At 61.1% G+C, this 17,205-nt stretch carries 20 protein-coding genes; 16 read left to right on the plus strand and 4 right to left on the minus strand.

Annotation, left to right across the window (positions count from 1 at the left end; all coding sequences use genetic code 11):
• Window positions 1-66 precede the first annotated feature (66 nt).
• From BLU46_RS00870 to BLU46_RS00895, 6 genes are all read left to right on the plus strand, one after another.
• Complete coding sequence (locus BLU46_RS00870) at window positions 67-1,131, plus strand: NAD(P)H-dependent flavin oxidoreductase (protein WP_093197317.1); 1,065 nt, start codon at window positions 67-69, stop codon at window positions 1,129-1,131.
• Between the two features lie 127 nt (window positions 1,132-1,258).
• A complete protein-coding gene (modA, locus tag BLU46_RS00875) occupies window positions 1,259-2,026 on the plus strand; it encodes a molybdate ABC transporter substrate-binding protein (RefSeq protein WP_017480368.1) in 768 nt (255 codons plus the stop codon).
• Window positions 2,027-2,707 (plus strand): molybdate ABC transporter permease subunit, encoded by a 681-nt coding sequence (gene modB, locus BLU46_RS00880; protein ID WP_063030461.1) that lies wholly within the window; start codon window positions 2,027-2,029, stop codon window positions 2,705-2,707.
• Window positions 2,707-3,792, plus strand: coding sequence for a molybdenum ABC transporter ATP-binding protein (gene modC, locus BLU46_RS00885; protein WP_093197321.1), 1,086 nt, complete (start codon window positions 2,707-2,709; stop codon window positions 3,790-3,792). Before modB ends, modC begins: the two co-directional genes overlap by 1 nt.
• A 204-nt stretch (window positions 3,793-3,996) precedes the next feature.
• Window positions 3,997-5,025 (plus strand): DNA topoisomerase IB, encoded by a 1,029-nt coding sequence (locus BLU46_RS00890; RefSeq protein WP_063030463.1) that lies wholly within the window; start codon window positions 3,997-3,999, stop codon window positions 5,023-5,025.
• Between the two features lie 77 nt (window positions 5,026-5,102).
• Window positions 5,103-5,807 (plus strand): YoaK family protein, encoded by a 705-nt coding sequence (locus BLU46_RS00895; protein ID WP_093197326.1) that lies wholly within the window; start codon window positions 5,103-5,105, stop codon window positions 5,805-5,807.
• Window positions 5,808-5,948: 141 nt separating this feature from the next.
• Here the strand turns inward: BLU46_RS00895 and BLU46_RS00900 are convergent, their stop codons facing one another.
• Window positions 5,949-6,302 (minus strand): hypothetical protein, encoded by a 354-nt coding sequence (locus tag BLU46_RS00900; protein ID WP_003212599.1) that lies wholly within the window; start codon window positions 6,300-6,302, stop codon window positions 5,949-5,951.
• 109 nt (window positions 6,303-6,411) lie between these two features.
• Here BLU46_RS00900 and BLU46_RS00905 point away from each other — a divergent pair, with 109 nt between their 5' ends.
• A complete protein-coding gene (locus tag BLU46_RS00905) occupies window positions 6,412-6,672 on the plus strand; it encodes a hypothetical protein (protein WP_017480362.1) in 261 nt (86 codons plus the stop codon).
• Window positions 6,673-6,934: 262 nt separating this feature from the next.
• Here BLU46_RS00905 and BLU46_RS00910 read toward each other — a convergent pair whose 3' ends face one another.
• The 3 genes from BLU46_RS00910 to BLU46_RS00920 form a co-directional block, all read right to left on the minus strand.
• Complete coding sequence (locus BLU46_RS00910; RefSeq protein WP_063030469.1) at window positions 6,935-7,246, minus strand: AzlD domain-containing protein; 312 nt, start codon at window positions 7,244-7,246, stop codon at window positions 6,935-6,937.
• Window positions 7,243-7,938, minus strand: coding sequence for an AzlC family ABC transporter permease (locus BLU46_RS00915; protein ID WP_093197331.1), 696 nt, complete (start codon window positions 7,936-7,938; stop codon window positions 7,243-7,245). Before BLU46_RS00915 ends, BLU46_RS00910 begins: the two co-directional genes overlap by 4 nt.
• 72 nt (window positions 7,939-8,010) lie before the next feature.
• Window positions 8,011-8,226, minus strand: coding sequence for a hypothetical protein (locus BLU46_RS00920; protein WP_003212603.1), 216 nt, complete (start codon window positions 8,224-8,226; stop codon window positions 8,011-8,013).
• 177 nt (window positions 8,227-8,403) lie between these two features.
• Here BLU46_RS00920 and BLU46_RS00925 point away from each other — a divergent pair, with 177 nt between their 5' ends.
• From BLU46_RS00925 to BLU46_RS00970, 9 genes are all read left to right on the plus strand, one after another.
• Window positions 8,404-8,760 carry a metalloregulator ArsR/SmtB family transcription factor gene (locus tag BLU46_RS00925; RefSeq protein ID WP_063030473.1) on the plus strand — a complete coding sequence of 119 codons (357 nt, stop codon included), beginning with the start codon at window positions 8,404-8,406 and terminating at the stop codon, window positions 8,758-8,760.
• A gap of 18 nt (window positions 8,761-8,778) precedes the next feature.
• Window positions 8,779-10,062: an arsenic transporter gene (locus tag BLU46_RS00930; protein WP_093197338.1), complete on the plus strand. Its 1,284-nt coding sequence runs from the start codon at window positions 8,779-8,781 to the stop codon at window positions 10,060-10,062.
• Window positions 10,063-10,075: 13 nt separating this feature from the next.
• Window positions 10,076-10,546, plus strand: a complete 471-nt coding sequence (locus tag BLU46_RS00935; RefSeq protein WP_093197343.1) for an arsenate reductase ArsC — start codon at window positions 10,076-10,078, stop codon at window positions 10,544-10,546.
• An 80-nt stretch (window positions 10,547-10,626) separates the two neighbouring features.
• A complete protein-coding gene (locus BLU46_RS00940; RefSeq protein ID WP_172834504.1) occupies window positions 10,627-11,418 on the plus strand; it encodes an AraC family transcriptional regulator in 792 nt (263 codons plus the stop codon).
• A 78-nt stretch (window positions 11,419-11,496) separates the two neighbouring features.
• Window positions 11,497-12,108, plus strand: coding sequence for a LysE family transporter (locus tag BLU46_RS00945; protein ID WP_093197351.1), 612 nt, complete (start codon window positions 11,497-11,499; stop codon window positions 12,106-12,108).
• A gap of 1,195 nt (window positions 12,109-13,303) precedes the next feature.
• The gene (locus BLU46_RS00955) at window positions 13,304-13,597 is read left to right on the plus strand and encodes a hypothetical protein (protein WP_093197355.1); all 294 of its coding nucleotides are present in this window, start codon (window positions 13,304-13,306) and stop codon (window positions 13,595-13,597) included.
• Window positions 13,598-13,843: 246 nt separating this feature from the next.
• On the plus strand, window positions 13,844-16,558 hold the full coding sequence (gene mgtA / locus BLU46_RS00960) for a magnesium-translocating P-type ATPase (protein WP_063030485.1): 2,715 nt from the start codon (window positions 13,844-13,846) through the stop codon (window positions 16,556-16,558).
• A 59-nt stretch (window positions 16,559-16,617) separates the two neighbouring features.
• Window positions 16,618-16,821, plus strand: coding sequence for a hypothetical protein (locus BLU46_RS00965; RefSeq protein WP_218169152.1), 204 nt, complete (start codon window positions 16,618-16,620; stop codon window positions 16,819-16,821).
• Between the two features lie 31 nt (window positions 16,822-16,852).
• Window positions 16,853-17,200 (plus strand): DUF2493 domain-containing protein, encoded by a 348-nt coding sequence (locus BLU46_RS00970; protein WP_063030487.1) that lies wholly within the window; start codon window positions 16,853-16,855, stop codon window positions 17,198-17,200.
• The last annotated feature ends 5 nt before the right edge of the window (window positions 17,201-17,205 follow it).

Genomic DNA, 17,205 nt, shown 5'->3' on the forward strand with positions numbered 1-17,205 from the left:
CTGGCCTGGTGCTGCATGGCCCTGCTAAAACGATGGAACAGCATTCCACCGTTGGAGAAGCGTCCCATGAGCACCTGGCCAGACACCCGAATTCTTGACCTGCTGGGCATTGAGTTGCCGATCATCCAGGCGCCCATGGCGAATGCCACGAGCACGGCCATGGTGATTGCCGCCAACCAGGCTGGCGCCCTCGGTTCGATGCCGGCAGCAACGCTCAGCATCGAGCAACTGCGCGAAGCACTCACCACCATTCGCCAAGCCAGTTCACGGCCGCTGAACGTGAATTTCTTCTGCCATCGGCCGCCGGCGCCGGACGCTGATCGCGATCTTCAGTGGAAGAAACTGCTGGAAACCTACTACCGCGAACTGGGCGCCGACTTTGACGCCCCGACGCCCGTCTCCAACCGTGCCCCCTTCAACGACGCTGCCTGCAAAGTGGTGGAAGAGTTCCGCCCGGAAGTCGTGAGTTTCCACTTTGGCTTGCCGGAAAAATCCCTGCTGGACCGGGTCAAGGCCACCGGGGCGAAAATCCTGTCATCGGCCACCACGGTGGAAGAAGCCATCTGGCTGGAACAGCACGGCTGCGACGCAATCATCGCCATGGGTTTCGAAGCCGGTGGCCATCGCGGGATGTTCCTCAGCGACGACCTGAATAGCCAGATTGGCACCCTGGCGTTGGTGCCACAGATCGTCGACGCCGTGAAGGTGCCGGTGATCGCAGCCGGCGGCATCGGGGATGCGCGGGGCATCGTCGCGGCCTTCGCCCTCGGCGCGTCGGCGGTACAGATCGGTACCGCTTACCTGTTTACCCCCGAGGCCACCGTCTCGAAGTCCCACCACCACGCGTTGCGCAACGCTCAGGCCAGCGAAACCGCGCTGACCAACCTGTTCACCGGCCGCCCTGCGCGGGGCATCATTAATCGGGTGATGCGTGAACTGGGCGCGATCAACCCGACAGCGCCTGCGTTTCCCTTGTCTGGCGGTGCGTTGATGCCACTCAAAGCCAAGGATGAAGCCGGATTCAGTAACTTGTGGTCGGGCCAGGCGTTGCGCCTTGGCAAAGACATCTCCACTTATGACCTGACGCTGGAGCTGGCCGCGCAGACCCTGGAAAAACTCGGCCGACGCTGAACCTGAACTCCCGGGACAACTTTGCACTGTACCGGCAGTGGCCAACCGCTATATATTCCCATACATAGCGGTACGCCCTTCTGTCTATAACAAGCCGCAAAGTCGGTAACCCCCAAGGAGCTTCTTGATGATGATTCGCGCCTCACGCCTGGCCCCCACCGCCCTCGCCACCCTGATCGCCGCGTTTGCCTTTTCCTCGGCGAATGCCGATGAAGTCCAGGTGGCCGTGGCCGCCAACTTCACCGCACCGATTCAGGCAATTGCCGCCGACTTTGAAAAAGACACCGGCCACAAGCTGGTCGCCGCCTACGGTGCCACCGGCCAGTTCTACACCCAGATCAAGAACGGCGCGCCGTTTGAAGTGTTCCTCAGCGCCGACGACACCACCCCACAGAAACTCGAAGCCGAAGGCGACACCGTCAAAGGCTCGCGCTTTACCTACGCAGTAGGCACCCTGGCGCTGTGGTCGGCCAAGGAAGGTTATGTGGATGCCAAGGGCGAAGTGCTGAAGAAAAACCAATTCCAGCACCTGTCCATCGCTAACCCGAAAGCCGCGCCTTACGGCCTGGCCGCCACCCAGGTACTGGCGAAGGAAGGCCTGACCGAGAAGGTCAAGGACAAGATTGTCGAAGGCCAGAACATCACCCAGGCCTATCAGTTCGTGTCCACCGGCAATGCCGAGCTGGGTTTTGTAGCGCTGTCGCAGATCTACAAGGACGGCAAGGTCACCAGCGGTTCCGCCTGGATCGTGCCGTCGTCGATGCACGACCCGATCAAGCAGGATGCGGTAATCCTCAACAAGGGCAAGGACAGCGCCGCTGCCAAGGCCCTGGTTGAATACCTGAAAGGTCCGAAAGCCGCCGCGGTCATCAAGTCCTACGGTTACGAGCTGTAAATGCCGCTGTCGAGTGCTGATTTTTCCGCGATCTGGTTGACCCTGAAGCTGGCGTCACTGACCACGGTCATCCTGCTGATCATCGGCACTCCGATCGCTCTGTGGCTGTCGCGCACCCGTTCTTGGTGGCGCGGCCCCATCGGCGCGGTGGTGGCCTTGCCGCTGGTGTTGCCGCCCACCGTGATCGGTTTCTACCTGCTGCTGACCATGGGGCCCAACGGCTACTTCGGCCAGTTCACCCAATGGCTGGGCCTGGGCACTCTGACCTTCAGCTTCGCCGGGCTGGTGATTGGCTCGGTGATCTATTCCATGCCGTTTGTGGTGCAGCCGTTGCAAAACGCCTTCTCCGCCATCGGCACTCGACCGTTGGAAGTGGCCGCCACCTTGCGGGCCAATCCCTGGGACACTTTTTTCAGCGTGATCCTGCCCCTGGCGCGCCCGGGTTTTATCACCGCGTCGATTCTCGGCTTTGCCCACACCGTCGGTGAGTTCGGCGTAGTGCTGATGATCGGCGGCAATATTCCAGACAAGACCCGGGTAGTCTCCGTGCAGATCTACGACCACGTCGAAGCTATGGAATATGCCCAGGCCCACTGGCTGGCCGGCTCGATGGTGGTGTTTTCTTTCCTGGTGTTGCTGGCGCTCTACTCCAGCCGTAAAACCAAAGCGGGCTGGAGCTGATGTCGATGATCGAGGTGCGCCTGCAACTGAAGTACTCCGGGTTTGCCCTGGACGTCGACCTGCAACTGCCCGGTCGCGGAGTGACGGCGCTGTACGGTCATTCCGGCTCCGGCAAGACCACGTGCCTGCGCTGCATCGCCGGGCTGGAACGGGCTGAAGAGGGCTTCGTGCAAATCAACGACGAAGTCTGGCAAGACAGCCGCAAAGGGCTGTTTGTGCCACCCCACAAGCGCGCCCTGGGCTACGTGTTTCAAGAAGCCAGCCTGTTCCCGCATTTGTCGGTGCTGGCCAACCTGGAATTCGGCCTCAAGCGCATCCCGCGTCAGCAGCGGCGGGTGGAGATGGCCCATGCCACCGAGCTGTTGGGCATCGGCCACCTGCTGGATCGCCATCCGCAGCACCTTTCCGGCGGTGAACGCCAGCGCGTCGGCATCGCCCGCGCCCTGCTCACCAGCCCGAGCCTGTTGCTGATGGATGAACCGTTGGCGGCGCTGGACAGCAAACGCAAAAGCGAAATCCTGCCGTACCTTGAACGTTTGCACGACGAGCTGGAGATCCCTGTGCTGTACGTCAGCCATGCCCAGGACGAAGTGGCGCGCCTGGCTGATCACATCGTGTTGCTCAGCGAAGGCAAGGCCCTGGCCAGCGGCCCCATTGGCGAAACCCTGGCTCGGCTCGACCTGCCCATGGCCTTGGGCGACGATGCCGGCGTGGTGATCAACGGTACGGTCTGCGCCTACGACGAGCACTACCAGTTGCTGACTCTGCAACTGCCCGCCAGCCAACTGCAAATGCGCGTGGCGCATGCACCGCTGGCGTTGGGCAAACCGTTGCGCTTCAAGATCCAGGCGCGGGACGTCAGCCTCAGCCTGCAGGCCGAGGAACACAGCAGCATCCTCAATCGCCTGCCGGTGACGGTGACCCAGGCAATCCCGGCGGACAACGCAGCCCATGTGCTGGTGAGCCTCGATGCAGCCGGCACGCCACTGCTGGCACGCATCACCCGTTACTCACGGGACCAGTTGCAACTGCATCCCGGCCAGGCGTTGTGGGCGCAAATCAAGGCGGTGGCGGTACTGGCCTGACTGCCCGACACCCCGTCCCGTAGCAGCTGTCGAGCCCCAGCGAGGCTGCGTCAGGCGCGCCTCGGTTCAGCGCCTGGCTGGTTAATGGAGGTACTGCTAACGCAGCCTCGCTGGGGCTCGACAGCTGCTACGGGGGAGCAAACTTGTTGGCACGACCGCAACACCCTGCGGTCAATCAGAAATACCTGCCAAGGAATTTGCGCCATGCCCGATCCTGCGTTGCTTGCCGACCTGCCCCGCGACCTGCATTACGTCGACGATACCCAGCCCGGGATCTCCCGGAAAAAGCTGCGGGGCAAATTCCAGTACTTCAAGGCCGACGGCACACGCATAACCGATGCCGACGAAATCAAACGCATCAACGCCCTCGCGGTGCCGCCGGCCTATACCGATGTGTGGATCTGCGCCGACCCGCGCGGCCACCTGCAAGCGACCGGCCGTGATGCCCGGGGGCGCAAGCAGTACCGTTATCACCAACGCTGGCGTGAGGTGCGTGACACCGACAAGTATTCCCGGCTGCAACAGTTCGGCAGCGCGTTGCCCAAGCTGCGCAAGCAGTTGGAAGCGCAGATCGCGGCGCCCGGGTTCAATCGGGAGAAGGTCCTGGCCACGGTGGTGATGCTGCTCGACGCCACGCTGATCCGCGTCGGCAACACTCAGTACGCTCGGGACAATCGCTCCTACGGCCTGACCACCCTGCGCACCCGCCATGTGGACATCAAGGGCAGCGAGATCCTGTTCCAGTTTCGCGGCAAGAGCGGCATCGAGCACCAGATCACCGTCAAGGATCGGCGCCTGGCCACGGTGATCAAGCGTTGCCTGGAATTGCCGGGGCAGAACCTGTTCCAGTACCTGGACGAGAACGGCGAGCGCCATACGGTCAGCTCCACTGACGTGAATGCCTACCTGCATACCCTGACGGGTGCGGATTTTACCGCCAAGGATTACCGCACCTGGGCCGGCAGTGCCCTGGCGCTGGCGGTATTGCGCGAGCTTGAATGGCAGCCGGAGTCCGACGCCAAGAAGCATGTGGTGGAGATGGTCAAGAATGTCGCCAAGCAACTGGGCAACACCCCGGCGGTATGCCGCAAGTGCTACATCCACCCGGCCGTGCTGGAGCATTTCAGCCTGGGCGAGCTGGCAAAGCTGCCCAAGCCACGGGTGCGCAAAGGCCTGAAAGCCGAGGAAGTGGGGTTGGCGATGTTTCTGGAGCAACTGGCAGAACGCCTGTGAGTGCGCCAAGTCATTGCAGCTGGGGGCAAAGCGCCCTACGGTAGTGGCCGGATAATCTCGCCGAGGAACCCGGCCCCATGCTGCCTTCATCCTTGAAGCCCTACACCAACGCCGCCTTATTGCATCGCCACAAATGGCGCGGGCGTGTCGGACTGATGCTGGTGGCCAGCCTTTCCGTGCTGGCGGGCATGACCGACGCCATTGGTTTCATGGCCAGCGGGGATTTTGTCTCTTTCATGAGCGGCAACACCACGCGCCTCGCCGTGGCGATCAGCGAAGGCGACCTGGGCCTTACCGGGCGCCTGACGCTGCTGGTAGCGACGTTTATCGCCGGGAATGCGTTGGGCGTGATGGTCAGCCGCGTCAGCCGGCGCCATGCCCTGCCTTTGTTGCTCTGTATCGCGACCCTGCTGTGCGGGGCCGCCGCCTGGCCGTTCGACGATCAACTGCCGGCGTTGCTGGCGGCGATCATCGCCATGGGCATGTTGAATGCTGCCGTCGAAGAGGTGAACGGATTACCGGTGGGGCTTACGTATGTCACCGGGGCGCTTTCGCGATTTGGTCGCGGGCTGGGCCGCTGGATGCTCGGTGAACGCCGCAACGGCTGGCGCGTGCAACTGATCCCCTGGGCCGGGATGTTTGCCGGTGCGGTGATCGGTGCATTACTGGAGCATCAGATGGGGATTCGTGCGCTGCTGGTCAGCGGGGTGCTGTCGGCGCTGTTGGGGTTGGTGTCGCTGAAGATTCCCCGGCGCTGGCACTTGGGGTATATGCCACGCTAGAAAAGAGTTGCCCGCCCGGCGCTCCGGCCTCGACGTCCATGTACCGGTAAAGAGCCGTCACACCGGGCGAGCAGGAAAATACTAAAACAATGCCCGCGAAGCTGTCCGCAGGGCATTTCTGAACTTTTCTAACGCAACGGATTACAGACAAGTCGCCAGTGCGGCGAGGCGACGCTTGGCCGGGTAGTCATCCTGGGCAGCATAATAGTTGACGCTGGCACCCGCGCCGGCGCTGCGCACGTCGACAAAGTAATCGCCTGCCGTGGTGTAGATGGTGAAGCCACCGGCCTGCGCAGGCTCCATGAAGCCACCGGCATCCACGCCGAACACCGCTTCGTCCTGCCAACCGAACTGGATGCATTGGGCAACCACCAGCGGGGCCTTGTCCGAGGCCAGGGTTTTATAGGGCGTACCGGTACGCGCCTCTTTCATCTTCGAGCCCGCACAACCGGCCAGCGATGCCAGTACCAAAGCGCCAATTACCACCATCCGCATACCGAAGCTTCCTTGGAAAAAACGCGACTGTACCATTAGCAGGCGACACCGAATGATAATTGCGTCACCCTGCCGCCTACTTACGAACCCGCTTTTACCCGGAACCCCCATGACACCCAACGCCGAGCGCTACAACCCCTCCACCGACTACGCCGACAAGCTGATCAGCCGCATCGGCCAAACGCCTTCGTGGATCGCCAAACGCATCGGCGTGACCGACAAGCGCATTCGCTACATCCTGGATGGCGAGCGCACCGTCAAGGGCGAAAGCACCCCGATCCAGATGACCTACACCGAGCAGTTTGCCCTGGAATGCCTGGCGGCCGAAGCCAAAGCCAACAAAAAGCCCGCCAGCCCGGTTGCTGAATAGCTGACAGATTCATGAACTTTGTTTCACTGTGAAGGGAGACCTTGCCGCCTATAGTCGACAGGCTCATTTTTAAGAAGTCTCCCTTCCAGCCTGCCCTCCCGCAGGCTTTTTTTTGCCCTGGTTTTGCTCCCCCCGTAGCAGCTGTCGAGCCCCAGCGAGGCTGCGTTGGCAGCACCCCCATTAACCAGCCAGACGCTAAACCGAGGCGCGCCTGACGCAGCCTCGCTTGGGCTCGACAGCTGCTACGGCAGGCGTTTGCTGTTCAGAGCAGCCAGCGGAACAGATAGAACAGCGCCATGCTCAGCAACACGGTGATCAGCACGCTGCGGGTCCAGAACATCAACGCCACGGCGCACACCCCCGCCAGCAGGTAAGGGTTGCTCACGCTCAGGTTGAGTTTGTGGTCGGCCAGAAAAATGATCGGCCCACAGATGGCGGTGAGCATCCCCGGTACGGCAAACCCGAGAAACTCCCGCGCCCCGCGATTGAGGCGCACCGGCAGGCGCGGCTCGATGAACAGGTAGCGGTTGAGAAACACGATCAAACCCATGCCAAAAATCATCACGAAGATCATCGCTGCCCTACTCCCAGCCGCTTGCACGCAAACCCCGCGCTCATCCCCAACACTCCGGACACCACCACCGCCGACTCCCAATGCAGGTAGCTCAGCCATACCGAACACAACAACGACACGGCGACGCAGACGATGGTTGGCACGTCGCGTACAACGGGGGTGATCAGGGCGATAAACGTCGCGGCAATCGAGAATTCCAGACCCAGCTGATCCAGCCCGGGAATGCTTTTACCGAGCACGATGCCGGCGAAGGTGAAGACGTTCCAGATGATATAGAACGTCAGGCCGACGCCCAGGGCGTACCAGCGGTTGAAGGTCTGGCGGTCATATTGGCTGACCAGGGCGAAGAATTCATCGGTCAGCAAAAAGCCCAGGCTCATGCGCCACCTGGGTTTGAGCGGCGACAGCGTAGGGCGCATGTGCATGCCATAGAGCAAATGCTGTGAGGTCAGCAGCAAGGTGGTCAGCAGGATCGAAATCAGGCTGGCGCCGCTCTTGACCATACCGATGGCCACCAGTTGGGCGGCACCGGCAAACACAATGGTCGACAGCCCTTGGGCTTCCAGCGGAGTGAATTGGGCATCAATTGCGGTGGAACCGGCCAGCAATCCCCAGGGCGCACAGGCCAGGGACAATGGAATGATCGCAATCGCGCCACGGGAAAAGGCGTTCAGAGGCAGGGCGTTAGGCATACACAACAGGCTCATCGACAGTCAGTCGACAAGCATGCCAGCGGTATCAGGGATTGTCTTGAACGATCGTGCTCAGGCCAGTTTGACCGACACCCGCTCCACGGCGTCCCGGGCTTCGCGCAGTTCGTGGGCGTCCTGGTTGAGCCGGTGGATGGTATTGAGCAGACGCTGGCGCAGCACTTCATCGCTGAGCTTTTCAACCGCGCGCATCAGGTCAAAGGCCGCGGTTTCGTTATTGTCCGCGACGGAATCGAGGGTCTTACGCAGGTTGCGAGTGGCACGGGTCACACGTTTTCTTCCTTCATCACCATTGGGCAGGCACTTTAGGACATTTGTGTTTCAGTTTAATTTCAACCACTTGTCGTCGATTGCCCGGCCGTTGACGCAGGTCAATCGAAACAGGATTTGACCGAAACATATGGAAATACGTATATTCGAATTTCCATATATATGAGGTCGCTGACCATGTCAGATCTCTTCTCCCCACCCAACGTCTTCAAATGCCTGGCCGACGCCACCCGCGCACGGCTGACGTTGTTGATCCTGCGTGAAGGCGAACTTTGTGTGTGCGAGTTGATCCATGCTCTGGACGACAGCCAGCCGAAAATCTCCCGCCACCTGGCGCAACTGCGCAGTTGCGGGTTATTGCTGGACCGTCGCCAGGGCCAGTGGATTTATTACCGCCTCAACCCGGCCTTGCCAGCATGGGTGACGGCGGTGCTCGACACCACCCTGCAAGCCAACCAAGCCTGGTTAAACACAGACGCCCAGCGTTTGGACACCATGGGCGACCGACCACAACGGGCCAGCGCCTGCTGCTGATCCTGCGGAGAGCTTTTCATGCTTGTAGCCGTTGCTATTTTTCTGTTCACCATCATCCTGGTCATCTGGCAGCCCAAGGGCCTGGGCGTCGGCTGGAGCGCCACCATGGGCGCGATCCTGGCCCTGGCGTGTGGCGTTATCAGCCTGGCGGATATTCCGGTGGTGTGGCACATCATCTGGAACGCCACCGGGACGTTCGTCGCGTTGATCGTCATCAGCCTGCTGCTGGATGAGGCGGGCTTTTTTGCCTGGGCCGCCTTGCATGTGGCGCGTTGGGGCCGTGGACGCGGTCGGCGGTTGTTCGCGTATATGGTGCTGCTGGGCGCGCTGGTGTCGGCGTTGTTCGCCAACGACGGCGCGGCGCTGATCCTCACGCCCATCGTGATGTCGATGCTGTTGGCGTTGCGCTTTTCTCCGGCGGCGACCCTGGCGTTCGTCATGGGCGCCGGGTTTATCGCCGACACCGCGAGCCTGCCACTGGTGGTCTCCAATCTGGTGAACATCGTATCGGCCGACTACTTCAAGATCGGCTTTAACGAATACGCCGCCGTGATGGTGCCGGTGAACCTGGTGAGCGTCGCCGCGACCCTCGCGGTATTGATGTGGTTTTTCCGCCGCGATATTCCGCAAACCTACGACCCGGCCGACCTCGACGACCCTGCCAGCGCGATCCACGACCGCGCCACCTTCCGCGCCGGCTGGTGGGTGCTGGGCATCCTGCTGGTGGGCTGCTTCGCCCTGGAACCGCTGGGCATTCCCATCAGCGCGATTTCCGCCGCCTGCGCCACCTTGCTGCTGGTAATCGCCGCCAAGGGCCACAAGATTTCCACTCGCAAGGTGCTGAAGGAAGCGCCCTGGCAGATCGTGATCTTCTCCCTGGGCATGTACCTGGTGGTCTACGGCCTGCGTAACGCCGGGCTGACCAACTACCTTGCGACCTGGCTCGACACCTTCGCCGGTTACGGCGTGTGGGGCGCGGCATTGGGCACTGGCGTGCTGACCGCCCTGTTGTCTTCGGCGATGAACAACCTGCCGACCGTGCTGATCGGTGCGCTTTCCATCGAAGCCAGCCACGCGGTAGGCGTGGTCAAGGACGCGATGATCTACGCCAACGTGATCGGCAGCGACCTCGGCCCGAAAATCACCCCCATCGGTAGCCTGGCCACCTTGCTCTGGCTGCACATCCTGGCGCGCAAAGGCATCAGCATCACCTGGGGTTACTACTTCAAGGTCGGCATTGTGCTGACCCTCCCGGTGCTGTTGATCACCCTCGCCGCCCTCGCCCTGCGCCTGAGTTTCTGACGGAGTCCGCTTGATGAAAGTCCTGTTCATGTGCACCGCCAACAGCTGCCGCAGCATTCTCTCCGAAGCCTTGCTCAACCATCTGGCGCCGGACGGTTTCCATGCCATCAGCTCCGGGAGTTTCCCCAGGGGCCAGGTGCTGCCCCGCACCCTGACCACCCTGAAGGCCGCCGGCATCAGCACCGAAGGTTTGTACAGCAAGGGCAACGACGCCTTTGAAGGCAGCCCGCCGGACTTCGTCATCACCGTGTGCGACAAGGCCGCCGGGGAGGCCTGCCCGGTGTATTTCGGCCCGGCCATCAAGGCGCATTGGGGGTTGGAGGACCCGTCGGATGTTCAAGGCGATGAAGCCCAGGTCGACGCCGCGTTCCGCGCCACGCTCGAAATCATTGAACGGCGCTGCCGGGCTTTTTTCGAGATTCCGTTCGCCAGGCTGAACCCCATCGAACTCAAGGCCGAGCTTGATCGCATCGCCGCGTTGTAACCGAAGAGCCTGGCGAGTAGTCGATCTGAAGCCCTCTTCCGGCGTATGCTCGCGGGCAACCGTCACTGCGAGCCCCCTCAATGAGTTCCATGCAGCACGCCTGGCTGGGCAACTACGAAGTCAGCAGCACATCGTGCACCGGCCTGACGTTTGCCCGCCACAGCCATGATGAATGCGTGATCGGCGTCAACCTGCTCGGCGAGGAACAGGTGTGGCTGGACCGCCGGACGTTCGAAGCCGGCCCCGGCAGCATCACCTTGTACAACCCAGGGCAGATTCAGGGCGGCGGCGCGGCCGAGGGGCAGCCGTGGCGGTTTGTCAGCCTGTATGCGACTGCCGATCAATTGGCGGCTGACCTGGGTCTGGCACACCTGGAGTTCGACCGTTCGCTGTGTTTCCAACCGGAGCTGGCGATGAAACTGGCCGGTGCGATTGAAGGTTCGCTGAGTGCCGATCCGATCGCCCGGGAGCTGAGTGAGGAAGCCTTGGTGGTGCTGCTCGGCGAGGTGGTCAGTTGCAGTGGCGTGCGCCTGCCTGGCAGCACGGCGGTGGGTCGCGGGCTGGTGATCAAGGCTCAGGAGTTGCTGGCGGAAAACCTGCACCAGGCGGTTGCCCTCGAGACTCTCGGCGACGAGCTGGGCCTGTCGAAATTCCATCTGCTGCGAGCTTTCCAGAAAGAAACCGGACTGAGTCCTCGCCAGTGGGCGATGCAACTGCGCACTCGTCGCGCCAAAGGGCTGTTGCGCTCAGGCGTGGCGGCGTCGCAAGTGGCCCACGCCCTCGGATTCGCCGATCAAAGCCATCTGAACCGGCATTTTCGTGCGGCCTACGGCATTACGCCGGGGCGCTATCAAAGCGTGCTCAAGGGCTGAAAAGCGCAATCTGGTTCAAGACGAACTCTCCACCCTCCCCCAAACTACCGGCCATCCATTGAAGGAAGGCAGGCAGGCATGTTGACGATCTTTTTTTCGGCGCTGGTGTTCGGTTTTGTGTTTTGCCTGTCTCCGGGGGCGGTGCTGGCGGAAACCCTGCGCCGTGGGCTATTGCACGGGTTTACGCCTGCGTTGTTGGTGCAGATTGGCTCGCTGGTGGGCGATGCCGTGTGGGCGGTGATTGGGCTGACCGGCATAGCGTTGTTGATCCAGCATGAGTCGGTACGGGTGCCGCTGACGGCGGTGTGCGGTTTGTATCTCGCGTGGCTCGGGATACGCAGCTTGATGGATGCCTGGCGGCTGCCGGAATCCGACAGTGCGCCGGCCAGGTCCGGGCAGAATGCGCTGATGGTGGGGGCAGCGATTTCCCTGGCCAATCCGAAGAACATTGTTTATTGGGGGGCCTTGGGCAGCGCGCTGTCGGGGATAGTTGGGGCGACGCCGAGCCATGGGCAGACGCTGATGTTTTTTGCGGGGTTCATGGTGGCGTCGGTGCTTTCGTGCTTTTTGATTGCGGCGTTGGTCAACCTGTTGCGCCAGAATGCGTCGCCCATGTGGCAGAGGGTTAGCTATGGCGCTTGCGGTGTGGTGCTGCTGTATCTGGCGGTTCTGGCTTTGCGGGCGATTTGAGGGTGGGTGATTGAGTACATATCCGTTATTTAGGTAACGGCCGCCTATGGTTCCGCTCTTACAGCGGCTCACTTTGGAAAAGCCCCAAAGTAAGCAAAGGGCTCTGCCCCGCCTGTCGGCACCTCGCTAGGGCTCGGTGTTCCCTCACTCCGGCATTGCTCCGCGGGCCGCCGCGACGGGCCATCCATGGCCCGGCGCGGCTAAACCGGCGTCCTGCCGGTTTACCCGCTCCGCACTGCCTGCGTTCGGCCTCGGGCTTATTGGGGCAGTCAGATCAAGATCAAAAGCAGATCAAGAGCACAGCGGCCTCCCGGCCGGCTTGAGTGTTAAAAGCAAAGGCAAGATCCAGAGCGAAAGCCAAATCTGAAGCTGATGCAGCTCTGCTTTTCTGTGGGCTTGCCTGCGATGCAGACACCTCGGTCTTCCAGATGCACCGAGGCGATGCCATCGCAGGCAAGCCAGCTCCCACAGTTGACCGTGCCCGCTTTAGCTTTTGATTTTGCTGTTGCTGTTGCTTCTAAACACTCAAGCCGGCCGGTAGGCCGCTGTGCTGTTGATCTTGATTTTGATCTTAGGCGCCCCGTTAAACCACGCTGGCCGAACGCAGGCTTTGGAGCGTGGGTAACCCGGCAGGACGCCGGGTTAGCCGCGCTGGGCCAAGGATGGCCCATCGCGGCGGCCCACGGTCCAAAGCCGGAGTGAGGGCACACCGAGCCTGAGCGAGGTGCCGAGTGGTGGGGCAAGAGCGTTTTGCTTACTTTTGCGCTTTTCAAAAGTGAGCCGCTGTAAGAGCGGAACCAATATCAGCCATAACACAAATAACGGATATGTACCCCACCCATCCAACAGGCACAGATCATTTATCAATTAGCACACTAACCACAGCAACTTCCCCCTCCACCATCTATCTGAACAAACTCTGAACCAGTAACAAATTAAGTCATTAACCGTTGACATCCGGCAACTGCCTGAGTAAATTCCCCGTGCCTGCAACTCAGGGCCATTTTTCAACCTCACAAAAGAAGCCAATGGACACAGTATCTAGTCGCTGTCCGATCACCGTGAATACGGCAAATCGGGCACCAAACCCAGAAAAAATGACGGGACTCGCCTTTCCGGCCGAGTAAGCTGCGCTAGAGCCTGACGCTCCAACGTAACTGCCTCACCGGATGCCAGTCCGGTCCCGAGGTGTGTTATGACCTTTCAACTGATTGTTTTGCCTGATCTGCGTACGCTGGCTGCCGCCCTGCGTGCCAAATTGTGCCGCGAGCCCGTAGGCTTTTCCCCTACCCGCAGCACCTTTGTGACCTCATCCCCCCGCGTGTGCCCGACTCCCCGGGCCCACTGGCGTATCTGCCCCACCACCGGCCATCTGGTCCAGCAATGGGATCACGCCGACCCTCAAGACCCACAGAGACGGAACGTTTCCAGCTTGGTCGCGCAAGCGAGCCTGATGCTGAGCCTCTACGTGGACGCTCGCACGGCGTAAGCCGGCTGGAAACAGCAACTTTCTGATTATCCGTTAATTATTTAGCTGGAGTTCTCTATGGACGAAGCCAGTAGTAGCCCGCTGCGCGCTAGTTAACTAACGCGCTGTTAGCGGGCCTGTAGAAAGTTACCCAACACTTTATTTAAACCGATCGCGAAGTCAGCGACTCGGCATGCTTTCGCTCGCCTGTCATCAGGTAAGTACCGGGTATGTTTTGTCGAAAAATTGGCGACAGGAGTACACACAATGAGCGCAGTAAAAAACCCGAAACTGCACAAGAAAAACGGCACGGACACCGACACCAAACTGTCGATGCGTGCCGCCCGCGAAGCCCAGAACGGCCTCTCGGCAACCCTCGCCAATGTCCGGGCAACCAAGGATGGCCTGACCGAACTGGATGCCTCTGCTCGCCTGCAACGTGAAGGCTACAACGAGGTGGCTCACGACAAGCCGCCTCACGCCATCGTGCAATTCCTCCAGGCCCTGAACAACCCGTTCATCTATGTGCTGCTGACCCTGGGCGCCATCAGCTTCGTCACTGACTACTGGCTGCCACTGCAGGCCGGTGAAGAAGCCGATCTGACCAAGGTCATCATTATCATGACCATGGTCATGCTCAGCAGCCTGCTGCGGTTCTGGCAGGAACACCGTTCGGCCAAGTCCGCCGAAGCCTTGAAGGCCATGGTGCGCACCACCGCCACAGTGCTGCGCCGTGAGCAAGTGGGCTCCAAGCCAACCCTGCGGGAAGTGCCGATGCGCGACCTGGTGGCTGGCGATATCGTGCAACTGTCTGCCGGCGACATGATCCCGGCCGACATCCGCCTGATCGAGTCCCGTGACCTGTTCATCAGCCAGGCCGTGCTCACCGGCGAAGCCTTGCCGGTGGAGAAGTACGACACCCTCGGGGACGTCACGCAAAAATCCGCTACTTCCACAGCCGCCGACCAAGGCAACCTGCTGGACCTGCCGAACATTTGCTTCATGGGCACCAACGTCGTCAGTGGCCGGGCGCAAGCCGTGGTGGTTGCCACCGGCCCGCGCACCTACTTTGGCTCCCTGGCCAAAGCGATTGTCGGCTCCCGGGTGCAAACCGCGTTTGACCGCGGGGTGAACAGCGTCAGCTGGCTGCTGATCCGCTTCATGCTGGTGATGACGCCGATCGTGTTTTTCCTCAACGGCTTCTCCAAGGGCGACTGGAGCGATGCCTTGCTGTTCGCCCTGGCGGTGGCGGTGGGCCTGACCCCGGAAATGCTGCCGATGATCGTCAGCGCCAACCTGGCCAAGGGTGCAACCGCCATGGCCAAGCGCAAGGTGGTGGTCAAGCGCCTCAACGCGATCCAGAACTTCGGTTCGATGGACGTGTTGTGCACCGACAAGACCGGCACCCTGACCCAGGACAAGATCATCCTCGAGCACCACGTCAACGCCTTCGGCAACCGTGATGATTCGGTGCTGACCCTGGCCTGGCTGAACAGCCATCACCAAAGCGGCATGAAGAACCTGATGGATCAGGCGGTCGTCCAGTTCTCGGAGCAGAACCCGAAGTTCCAGATACCGTTCGCCTACAGCAAGGTGGATGAACTGCCGTTCGACTTTATCCGCCGTCGCCTGTCGATAGTGGTCAAGGACGCGCAAAACGATCACCTGCTGGTGTGCAAGGGCGCGGTCGAGGAGATGCTGAGCATTTCCACCCACGTGATGGAAGGTGACGTTGCCGTCGAGCTGGATGATCGTCGTCGCAACGAGTTGCTGGCGATTGCCCAGGACTACAACGAAGACGGCTTCCGGGTACTGGTGCTGGCCACCCGCAACATTCCCAAGGCCCTCGCACGCAAGCAGTACACCACGGCCGATGAGCGCAACTTGGTGATCCGTGGTTTCCTGACCTTCCTTGATCCACCAAAGGAAACCGCAGGCCCGGCGATTGCTGCCCTGCGCGAGATCGGCGTAGCGGTCAAAGTGCTGACCGGCGACAACGCCATCGTCACCAGCAAGATCTGCCGTCAGGTCGGCCTGGAGCCTGGCGTACCGTTGCTGGGTGTGGAAATCGAAGCGATGGACGACGCCACCCTCAAACTACGGGTTGAGGAACGCACAGTCTTCGCCAAGCTGACGCCGCTGCAGAAGTCGCGGGTGCTCAAGACCTTGCAGTCCAACGGCCACACCGTGGGCTTCCTCGGCGACGGCATCAACGATGCACCGGCCCTGCGGGATGCCGACGTGGGTATCTCGGTGGACAGCGCGACGGACATCGCCAAGGAGTCTGCCGACATCATCCTGCTGGAAAAGAGCCTGATGGTGCTGGAAGAAGGCGTGCTGAAAGGCCGCGAGACCTTCGGCAATATCATGAAGTACCTGAACATGACCGCCAGCTCCAACTTCGGCAACGTGTTCTCGGTGCTGGTGGCCAGTGCGTTCATCCCGTTCCTGCCGATGCTGTCGATCCACCTGCTGCTGCAGAACCTGATGTACGACATCTCCCAGCTGGCTTTGCCGTGGGACAAGATGGACAAGGAATACTTGGCCAAGCCACGCAAGTGGGACGCGAAAAACATTGGCCGCTTCATGATCTGGATCGGGCCGACCTCGTCGATCTTCGACATGACCACCTTTGCCCTGATGTGGTACGTGTTCTCGGCCAACAGCGTGGAAATGCAGACCCTGTTCCAGTCCGGCTGGTTCATCGAGGGGCTGCTCTCGCAGACGTTGGTGGTACACATGCTGCGCACCCGCAAGATCCCGTTCTTCCAGAGCAACGCCGCATGGCCGGTGATGATGATGACCTGCATCGTGATCGGGCTGGGCATCTACGTACCGTTCTCGCCGCTGGGCGCGATGGTGGGCCTGGAGCCGCTGCCACTGGCGTACTTCCCATGGCTGGTGGGCACTCTGGTCGCCTACTGCTGCGTGGCTCAACTGATGAAAACCCTCTACATCCGCCGCTTCAAGCAGTGGTACTGATCAACCGCCCCTGAAAACGCTGGCTATCGGTGGATAGCCAGCGTCCGCGGAGACAGACAATGACCCGACTCATCAGCTACCTCGACAACGCCGCACGCGCCGTATTGGTATTCGCCCTCGCCCAAGCCGCCAAGACGGTGATGGTGCTGGGCGTGCGGCTCTACGCGCGCAACGTGCTCAGCGCCGTGGAAATGCGCTTCATGCTGGGTTTCTCCAGCAGCTTGAGCAGCACGTGCATCCGCTTGCTGCGCCCACGTCGATAAATGGCAATACGCAATACAAGGAAACATCACCATGCGCGTCTTGATCTGTGCAGGTCGTCATTACGCCGATACAAAAATGTCCCGCCAGGTGTTGGACGCCTACCACCGCCTGCGCCCGGTGCAGGTGTTGATCCACGGCGGCAGTCAGTTCCTGGGCAGCGACGTGGAGGACTGGGCCCGGGAAACGGGGGTGGATGTGGTGCGTTACCCACCCAACTGGCAACGCCATGGCAAGCAAGCCGAGCGTCACCGCAACCAGTTCATGCTCACGGACAGCCGCCCCGACGTGATCATCGCATTGCCCGGCGGCGACGACACCTTGGAGCTGGTGAGCCAGGCCAAGGCCAGTGGCATTCATGTGCTGACCGTAGACAGCTGAATCAA

The sequence above is a fragment of the Pseudomonas yamanorum genome, assembly GCF_900105735.1.
Lineage (GTDB): Bacteria > Pseudomonadota > Gammaproteobacteria > Pseudomonadales > Pseudomonadaceae > Aquipseudomonas > Aquipseudomonas yamanorum.